This is a genomic window from Nostocoides jenkinsii Ben 74, assembly GCF_001046875.1.
Lineage (GTDB): Bacteria > Actinomycetota > Actinomycetes > Actinomycetales > Dermatophilaceae > Nostocoides_A > Nostocoides_A jenkinsii.
The window spans coordinates 2,231,446-2,240,364 of record NZ_HF571038.1 but is presented as its reverse complement, the minus strand read 5'-3'; the positions used below and the strand labels follow the sequence as shown (position 1 = coordinate 2,240,364).

Below are 8,919 nucleotides of genomic sequence, written 5' to 3'. Positions count from 1 at the left end.
CCCCCGCCCGTTCGCGTTCCGGGTCCGCTGGTGTTACGTCAGCGGGCCTCGGTCAGAGGGCCTTCGCGTGCCAAATGCGGTCGAGGTACTCGCGCATCGAGCGGTCGGAGGAGAAGAACCCGGTCCGGGCCACGTTAAGGATGGCCTTGCGAGACCAGGCGTCGGGATCGGCATACAGCTCATCGACCTTGGCCTGCGCTTCGATATAGGACTGGAAGTCCGCGAGCGCCAAGAACCGGTCGTTGTAGAGCAGGTCCATCACCAGCGGGTTCATCGCATCGCGGTTGCCCTCGGTGAAGTGCCCGCTCGCCAACAGGTCGATGGCCCGCTTCAGCAGCGGGTTGCTCTCATAGACCGCGGCCGGGTTGTAGCCGCGGGCCTGCAGGTCGGCGACCTCCGGCTCGGACATGCCGAACAGGATGAAGTTGTCGTCCCCGACGAGTTCGCGGATCTCGACGTTGGCGCCGTCGTCGGTGCCGATCGTGAGGGCACCGTTGAGGGCGAACTTCATGTTGCCCGTGCCCGACGCCTCCTTGCCGGCGAGCGAGATCTGCTCGGACAGATCGGCGGCGGGAATGAGCTTCTCGGCCAAGGTGACGTTGTAGTTGGCCGGGAAGGCCACCGTCAGCAGGTGGTTGGTCCGCTCGTCGGCGGCCAGCGTCGCGGCGACCGCATTGATCGCGAAGATCGTCTCCTTGGCCATCTTGTAGCCCGGTGCCGCCTTGGCGCCGAACACGAAGGTCCGTGGCGTCACCGTGGCCGGGTCGATCGCCCCGGAGATGATCTGCTCATAGGTGGAGAGGATGTGCAGGAGCTTCATCGACTGACGCTTGTATTCGTGCAGGCGCTTGACCATCACGTCGAGAAGGTGACCCTCGGGCAGGACAATGCCGTCCCGGGCGACCAGCAGCTTGGCCAGGCGCTCCTTGTTGGCGGCCTTGACCTGGCGGAACCGGGCGCGGAACTCGGGGTCCTCGGCATACGGCTCGAGCTCGGCCAGCCGATCGAGGTCGGTGACCCAGCCGGTGCCGATCGTCTCGTTGATCAACCGGGTGAAGTTCCAGTTGGCGAGGCGGATGAAGCGGCGCGGGGTGACGCCATTGGTGACATTGGTGAACTTCTCCGGCCAGTATTCGGAGAAGTCGGGCAGGACCTTGTCGCGCAGCAGCTGGGAGTGCAACTCCGCGACGCCGTTGACCTTGGCGCCAGCAACCGTGGCCAAGTAGGCCATGCGGACGGCCCGCTCCGGGTAGTCCGTCACGATCGACATCCGACGGGCGCGCATCTCGTCGCCCGGGAAGGCCTCGCGGACCTCCCTCAGGAAGCCGTCGTTGATCTGATAGATGATCTCGAGGTGGCGCGGCAGGAGCTTCGCCAGCATCTCGGTCGGCCAGACCTCCAGGGCCTCGGGCAGCAGGGTGTGACAGGTGTAGGCGAAGCACTTCTGCGTGACGGCCCACGCCTCGTCCCAGTCCATCTTGCGCTCATCAACGAGCAGGCGCATCAGCTCCGGGACCGCGATCACCGGGTGGGTGTCGTTGAGCTGGAAGATGATCCGCTCGGGCAGGTCGTGCAGATCGAAGTCCGCCGGGAGCTCGCGCTCTATGAAGTCGCGCAGCGAGCAAGCGACGAAGAAGTACTGCTGCTGCAGGCGCAGCTCACGGCCCTGCGGGGTGGAGTCCTCGGGATAGAGCACCTTGGAGATGTTCTCGGCGAAGGTCTGCGCCCGGACCGCCTCGGCGTAGTCGCCGGAGTTGAAGATCTGCAGGTCGAAGGCCTTGGTTGCCTGGGCCGACCATAGGCGCAGGGTGTTGACGCGCCCGTTGTGGTAGCCGGGGACCATGTAGTTGTAGGGAACGCCGAGGACGTTCCACGAGGGGAGCCAGCGACGCCGCGGCGTGCCGTCCTCGTCGACATACTCCTCGGTCGTCCCGCCGAAGTCGACCTGCACGGCCGCCTCCGGGTGCGGGAACTCCCACGGCGAGCCGAGGGAGAGCCAGGCATCCGGCTGCTCGACCTGACGGCCGTCCACGAAGGTCTGGCGGAAGATGCCGTACTCATAGCGGATGCCGTAGCCAATGCAGGGCACGTTGAGCGTGGCCAGGGAGTCGATGAAACAGGCGGCGAGGCGGCCCAGGCCACCGTTGCCGAGCCCCGGCTCGACCTCCTGCGCACGCAGCGTGGAGAGGTTGATGCCGCAGGACTCCAACCCCTCCTCGACGATGTCACGCAGACCGGTGGCGAGCAGGGCGTTGCCGAGTTGGCGGCCGAGGAGGTACTCGGCGGAGAGGTAGCCCACCACCTTGACCCCGGCCTCGCGGCGCGTGCGTCCACCCTCGAGCCAGCGAGCGGCGAGGTAGTGGGCGACGGTGCGCGCCAAGGCGACATATTGGTCGTTGACGGTCGCTCGGCTGAGCAGCACACCCGTGCCGAAGTTGAGTTCGCGCAGAAACTCCTTGACGAAGCCGTCGACGGAGTGGGGCGGGGACACGACCGGGCCGACGGCCAGCGGGTGAGTGGCCGCGAACTCCGGGCCGAATCGCTTCTCGACAGACGGGGTTTCGTCGGCCGGCAGGGAGTCGAGCGTGGTGGCGAACGGTTGGTTCTCGCTCACGTTGGGGATATTCCCTTCAATGACATGGATCACGCGCCCAACCCCCTCGTCGGCGAGTGGGCGGGCGCGCGTGCGCGGTAAAGCGAGTTCCCAGACTACCCGGCATGGCGCCGACGTGGCCAACGGACGTCCTGCTGGGGGGTTGTTGGTGGCCCATGGAAGAGTTGTTACATCCAGGCCACAGACAAGAACAGGGTCGAAACACTAACGTCCGACAGTGTCATCGCCGACAACCCGAAGGAGCGCTTCATGACGATCGTCCGTGCCGCCATCACCCAAACCACGTGGACCGGTGACAAGGAGTCGATGCTCGACAAGCACGAGCAGTTCGCCCGGGATGCGGCGGCGCAGGGCGCCCAGATCATCTGTTTCCAGGAGTTGTTCTACGGGCCCTACTTCGGCATCACCCAGGACAAGAAGTACTACCAGTATGCCGAGCCCTCCGATGGCCCGATCGTCACCCGTTTCGCCGCTCTCGCCAAGGAGTTGGGCATTGTGATGATCCTGCCGATCTACGAGGAGGAGCAGACCGGCGTCTACTACAACACCGCCGTCGTGGTCGACTCCGACGGTACGATCCTGGGGCAGTACCGCAAGATCCACATCCCGCACGTGGAGAAGTTCTGGGAGAAGTTCTACTTCCGCCCGGGCAACCAGGGTTATCCGGTGTTCCAGACCGCCGTCGGTCCGATCGGGGTCTACATCTGCTACGACCGCCACTTCCCGGAGGGCTGGCGGGAGTATGGCCTTGGCGGGGCGCACATGGTGTTTAACCCCAACGCCACCAAGCCGGGGCTGTCCAACCGTCTGTGGGAGGTCGAGCAGCCCTGCGCGGCGGTGGCCAATGGCTACTTCGTCCTGGCGCCCAACCGCGTGGGTCTCGAGGACAACGAGTATGGCGACGAGGCGGTCAACTTCTATGGCACCTCGCAGGTCGTCGACCCCCGTGGCAACTATGTCGGCGAGCTGGGTTCGGGCACCGACGAGGAGGTGCTGATCCGCGATCTCGACCTCGACATGGTGCGCCAGATGCGCGACGACTGGCAGTTCTACCGCGACCGCCGCCCGGAGACCTACACCCGCACCACGCAGGCCTGAAGGAGGTCGATCGCATGGCAACTCTGCTGATCAAGGGCGGCACCGTGGTCTCGGCCACCGGCCGCACCGAAGCCGACGTCCTGGTGGATGGCGAGCAGGTCGTGGCACTGTTGGCCCCCGGCTCGCAACTGCTCGGCACCGACGTCGGTGCCGGGGTCGATCAGGTGATCGACGCGACCGGCAAGTACGTCATCCCGGGGGGAGTGGACGCCCATACGCACATGGAGTTGCCCTTCGGCGGCACCTTCGCCAGCGACACCTTCGAGACCGGCACCCGGGCGGCGGCCTGGGGCGGCACAACCTCCATCATCGACTTCGCCGTGCAAACCTACGGCCAGCGCGTCGAGGACGGTCTCGCCGCTTGGCATGGCAAGGCCGAAGGCAATTGCGCGATCGACTACGGCTTCCACCAGATCATCGGTGAGGTCAACGATGCCTCCCTCAAGGCCATGGACGGGCTCATCGACGAGGGCGTGACCAGCTTCAAGCTGTTCATGGCCTATCCGGGCGTGTTCTACAGCGATGACGCCGCCGTCTTGAAGGCGATGCAGAAGTCCGCGGCGACCGGATTGATGACGATGATGCACGCCGAGAACGGCCCCGCCATCGACGTCCTTGCCGTGCAGTTGGCCGAGGCCGGCAAGACCGATCCCTACTTCCACGGCATCGCGCGGGCGTGGCAGATGGAAGAGGAAGCCACGCACCGGGCGATCATGCTCGCCAATCTCACCGGCGCGCCGTTGTATGTCGTGCACGTCTCCGCCAAGCAGGCAGTCGCCCAGATCGCCACGGCCCGCGACAACGGCCAGAACGTCTTCGGCGAGACGTGCCCGCAGTACCTCTATCTGTCGCTGGAGGACAACCTCGGCGCCCCGGGCTTCGAGGGGGCCAAGTGGGTCTGCTCGACACCGCTGCGCTCGAAGGCCGAGGAGCATCAAGACGAGCTCTGGAAGTCGTTGCGTACCAACGACATCCAGATGGTCTCCACCGACCACTGCCCCTTCTGTATGAAGGATCAGAAGGAACTCGGCATCGGTGACTTCCGCAAGATCCCCAATGGCATCGGCTCGGTCGAGCACCGCATGGACCTGCTCTACCAGGGTGTGGTCGACGGCCGGATCACTCTCGAACGCTGGGTGGAGATCACCTCCACGACGCCGGCGCGGATGTTTGGCCTCTACGGCCGCAAGGGCGTCATCGCCCCTGGCGCCGACGCCGACATCGTGGTCTACGACCCGTCCGGCCACACCTCGATCGGCTACGAGAAGACCCACCACATGAACATGGACCACTCGGCCTGGGAGGGCTACGAGATCGACGGCCACGTCGACACCGTGGTCTCCCGAGGCAAGGTCATCGTCGACGGCGGGGCCTACCTCGGCCGCAAGGGCGACGGCCGTTATCTCAAGCGCGGGCTGACCCAGTACCTCGTCTGACCCCCGCAGAACTAGCCCCTCGCCCCCCCACCTCACCCACAGCGGAAGGCGCAGTACAGATGGATTTCGGTGTCGTTCTGCAAACCCACTCCCCGTCCCGGCGGACCCTTGCGCTGGCCAAGCTCGCCGAGGAGCACGGCTTCGATTACGTATGGACGTTCGACAGCCACATCTTGTGGCAGGAGCCTTACGTCATCTACAGCCAGATCCTCGATCAGACGCGCAAGATCAAGGTCGGGCCGATGGTCACCAACCCTTCGACGCGCGACTGGACCGTGCTGGCGTCATTGCACGCGACCTTGCACGAGATGTATGGCAACCGGACGGTCTGCGGGATCGGCCGCGGCGACTCCGCCGTGCGGGTCACCAATGGCGCGCCGGCCACACTCGCCGAGTTGCGTGATGCCATTCATGTCATCCGCGAGCTCGGCAGCTCCCGCTCGGTCGACTACAAGGGTTCCACGCTCCGTTTCCCCTGGTCGACGGGATCGTCTCTGGAGGTGTGGGTCGCGGCATACGGTCCGAAGGCTCTGCAACTCGCCGGGGAAGTGGGGGATGGGTTCATCCTCCAACTGGCCGACATCGACATCGCCAAATGGATGATCGAAACGGTCCGCAACGCTGCCGCCGACGCGGGTCGCGACCCGATGTCCGTGACCTTCTGCGTCGCCGCCCCCAACTACATCGGGACCGACGAGGCGCACATGCGCGATCAGGTCCGGTGGTTCGGCGGCATGGTCGGCAACCACATTGCCGACATCGTCGCGCGCTACGGCACCGAGGGCGCGGTGCCGAAGTCGTTGACCGACTACATCGCGGGGCGGCAGGGCTACGACTACAACCAGCACGGACGCGCCGGCAACACGCACGCCGATTTCGTGCCCGATGAGATCGTCGACCGGTTCTGCGTGCTCGGCCCGGCGCAGGCTCACATCGACAAGCTCCGCGCGCTGCAGGCGATCGGTGTCGATCAGTTCGCCGGCTACCTCCAGCACGACAACAAGGAGGAGACCCTGCGCGTCTACGGCGAGAGCGTCATACCGGCACTGCGGGCTGCGACGAGCGCGAAGTCGTGACTCGCGGCCGACGGCTGCACCCGGCGCTTAGCGGGGTGCTCGGAATCCTGGTCCTCGTCCTGCTGTGGGAGGGCTACAAACTCATCGGTCCGGAGAAGGGCTGGCTGGTCGGCAAGACGCGGGTCCTGCCGCGCGCGTCCGATCTGGCGATGCCCCACGTCAGCACGATGATCTCGCGGCTGTTCGAGCCGACGGTCGGGGCGAGCACGCCTCCGCTGTGGCAGACCGTCCTCAAGGCCGCCATCAAATCGCTAGGCATCGCCGGGGTCGGCTGGGCGGTCGGCACGATCATCGGCTTGACGCTCGCGATGCTCATGCAACGCTTCGTCACGGCGCGCTCGGCGATCCTGCCCTGGGTGGTGCTCTCCCAGACGGTGCCGCTGATCGCGATCGCCCCGCTAGTGCGCCGCTGGGGCGCCCAGCTGCACCTCGGCTCCCTGCAGTGGCACGACTGGATGTCGGTGTCGTTCATCGCGTCCTATCTCGCCTTCTTCCCCGTGGCCATCGGGGCGTTGCGCGGCTTGGCCTCGCCCGCCGCGGCCCATACCGATCTCATGCGGGTCTACGGCGCGAGCAACTGGCAGGTGCTGCGCTCCCTGCGCTTCCCCGCGGCCGTTCCCTATCTGCTCCCGGCGCTGCGCCTTGGCGCCGCCAGCGCCGTCATCGGCACCGTCGTGGCCGAGGTGAGCATCGGCCTACGCGGGGGGATCGGCCGGATGATCATCGAATATGCCCAGGCCGCCTCGGCCGACCCCGCCAAACCGTGGGCGCCCATCGGGGCCGCCGTCCTGATCGGTCTGGTCGCCGCCAGCGTCGTGGGACTGCTGGGCTGGTGCCTGCGCGACTACCAACGAGGAGAGAACAACGCATGACCACCACCAGCTCGGACTCGGCCGCGACGGCCGTCTCGGTGCGCGGCCTGCGGCGTGTTTTCCCCGTCCGCGGACGGCCGGATGTCGTCGCGCTCGACGGCATCGACCTCGACGTGGCGCCGGGCGAGTTCGTCTCCCTGATCGGCCCGTCGGGGTGTGGCAAGTCGACGCTAATGCGCCTGGTCGCCGATCTCGACGACCCCACCACCGGCACGATCGCCGTCTTCGGCAAGACGCCGCGCCGGGCGCGCCTCGACCACGACTTCGGCGTCGCCTTCCAGCAGTCCGCCCTCCTGCCGTGGCGCACCGTGTCGCGCAATATCGCGCTCCCTTTGGAGCTCGCCAAGGTCGACTCTGGCGAGGTCAAGCGCCGGATCGGTGAACTGTTGGACATGGTCGGCCTGAGCCAGTTCGGTGATCACTACCCGGACCAACTAAGCGGCGGTATGCAACAGCGCGTCGCGATCGCGCGCAGCCTGGCCGAGCGGCCGAAGTTGCTGCTGATGGACGAGCCGTTCGGTGCGTTGGATGAGATGACGCGCGAGCGCATGCAGACCGAGCTCGCCCGGATCGCCGGGGAGAGCGGTGCTGCGGTCATCCTGGTCACGCACTCGATTCCCGAGGCGGCCTTTCTGTCCGACCGGGTGGTCGTCATGTCGCCACGACCCGGACGCATCGTTGATGTCGTCGACGTCGGTCTCGGCGACCAGAAGGAGCGCACGGAGGACCTGCGCGAGGCGTCCGGCTTCTTCGAGGCGGTCAAGCGCATTCGTGAGGCCTTACACGGCGTCGAGGGCGCGGCGCCGAAGGCGGCCGAGCAACGATGATCGCGCGTGCCCTCCGCTTGGCGTTGCCGCCGCTACTGCTCGGCATTCTGTCCCTGGGACTGTGGGAAATCGCGGTCAAGGCCTTGCACATCAAGCCCTTTGTGCTCCCCGCCCCAAGCACCATCTGGGCACAGTTCGTCAAGCACTTCGACAACATCGTCAAGGGAGCAGTGGGCACCGGCCGCAACGCGCTGATCGGGGTCCTCGTCGGCGCGGCCCTGGCCATCCTGCTGGCCATTTTCGCGAGCTTGGTGCGCGTCGTGGCCGATATGTCCGCGCCCATCGTCGCCGCCGCGTCCGTGGTCCCGATCGTCGCCTTGGCGCCCGTGCTCTACACGATGTTCGGCGCGGACAAGCAGACCGGCCGATGGCTGGTGGCGGCGGTGTCCGTCTATGTGCCGGTCTACCTCAACACGCTCAAGGGGCTGCGGCGGGCGCAACCAATCCACCGCGACCTTTTCCGAGCCAATGCCGCGAGCGGCTGGCAGGTCACTCGGCACCTGACCCTGCCCGGCGCGCTTCCTTATGTTGCTACCGGCATCAAGATCGGCACCGCGCTGGCCGTCATCAACGCGTTGATCGCCGAATACTTCGGCGGCCCGGTCGGCGGACTCGGCAAGTCGATCACCTCCTCGGCGGCGTCCTCGAACTACCCGCTGGCCTGGGCGTATGTGCTCGGCGCGGTCCTGCTCGGAATGTTTGCCTACCTCATCGGGGCGGCCATCGAGCGCCTCGCCTCGCCGCGCGGGGCGGGGTGAGGCCCAGCCCATTGCACAGCCCTTCGCCGCCCACCCGACGCAACCACCACTCAACCCAACCACCCGCTGGACCCAACCACCCGCTGGACCCAACCACCGCTGGACCCAACCACCGCGCGGCGCCCAGGCCGCGCCATACGAAATATCGCTTGTTAGGAGCACTTCCGATGTCCCAGCACACTCGCCGCGTCAGCCTCGCGGCCGCCACCCTCGCCATGACCGGTCTCCTCGCCGCCTG

At 66.6% G+C, this 8,919-nt stretch carries 7 protein-coding genes; 6 read left to right on the top strand and 1 reads right to left on the bottom strand.

Annotation, left to right across the window (positions count from 1 at the left end; all coding sequences use genetic code 11):
* Nucleotides 1-52: 52 nt before the first annotated feature.
* Nucleotides 53-2,509, bottom strand: a complete 2,457-nt coding sequence (locus tag BN13_RS10580) for a glycogen/starch/alpha-glucan phosphorylase (RefSeq protein ID WP_235434150.1) — start codon at nt 2,507-2,509, stop codon at nt 53-55.
* A 354-nt stretch (nt 2,510-2,863) separates the two neighbouring features.
* Here BN13_RS10580 and BN13_RS10575 point away from each other — a divergent pair, with 354 nt between their 5' ends.
* Genes BN13_RS10575 through BN13_RS10550 form a run of 6 tightly spaced genes read left to right on the top strand, consistent with a single transcriptional unit; the run spans nt 2,864 to nt 8,681 of the window.
* The gene (locus tag BN13_RS10575; RefSeq protein ID WP_048546666.1) at nt 2,864-3,712 is read left to right on the top strand and encodes a nitrilase-related carbon-nitrogen hydrolase; all 849 of its coding nucleotides are present in this window, start codon (nt 2,864-2,866) and stop codon (nt 3,710-3,712) included.
* A 14-nt stretch (nt 3,713-3,726) separates the two neighbouring features.
* Entirely contained in the window at nt 3,727-5,148 is a 1,422-nt protein-coding gene (hydA, locus tag BN13_RS10570; RefSeq protein ID WP_048546665.1) for a dihydropyrimidinase, read from the top strand.
* A 59-nt stretch (nt 5,149-5,207) separates the two neighbouring features.
* Nucleotides 5,208-6,224 carry a TIGR03842 family LLM class F420-dependent oxidoreductase gene (locus BN13_RS10565; protein ID WP_048546661.1) on the top strand — a complete coding sequence of 339 codons (1,017 nt, stop codon included), beginning with the start codon at nt 5,208-5,210 and terminating at the stop codon, nt 6,222-6,224.
* A complete protein-coding gene (locus BN13_RS10560; protein ID WP_048546659.1) occupies nt 6,221-7,096 on the top strand; it encodes an ABC transporter permease in 876 nt (291 codons plus the stop codon). Before BN13_RS10565 ends, BN13_RS10560 begins: the two co-directional genes overlap by 4 nt.
* Nucleotides 7,093-7,923, top strand: coding sequence for an ABC transporter ATP-binding protein (locus BN13_RS10555; protein WP_048546657.1), 831 nt, complete (start codon nt 7,093-7,095; stop codon nt 7,921-7,923). Before BN13_RS10560 ends, BN13_RS10555 begins: the two co-directional genes overlap by 4 nt.
* Nucleotides 7,920-8,681, top strand: a complete 762-nt coding sequence (locus BN13_RS10550) for an ABC transporter permease (protein WP_157038547.1) — start codon at nt 7,920-7,922, stop codon at nt 8,679-8,681. Before BN13_RS10555 ends, BN13_RS10550 begins: the two co-directional genes overlap by 4 nt.
* Nucleotides 8,682-8,919 lie beyond the last annotated feature (238 nt).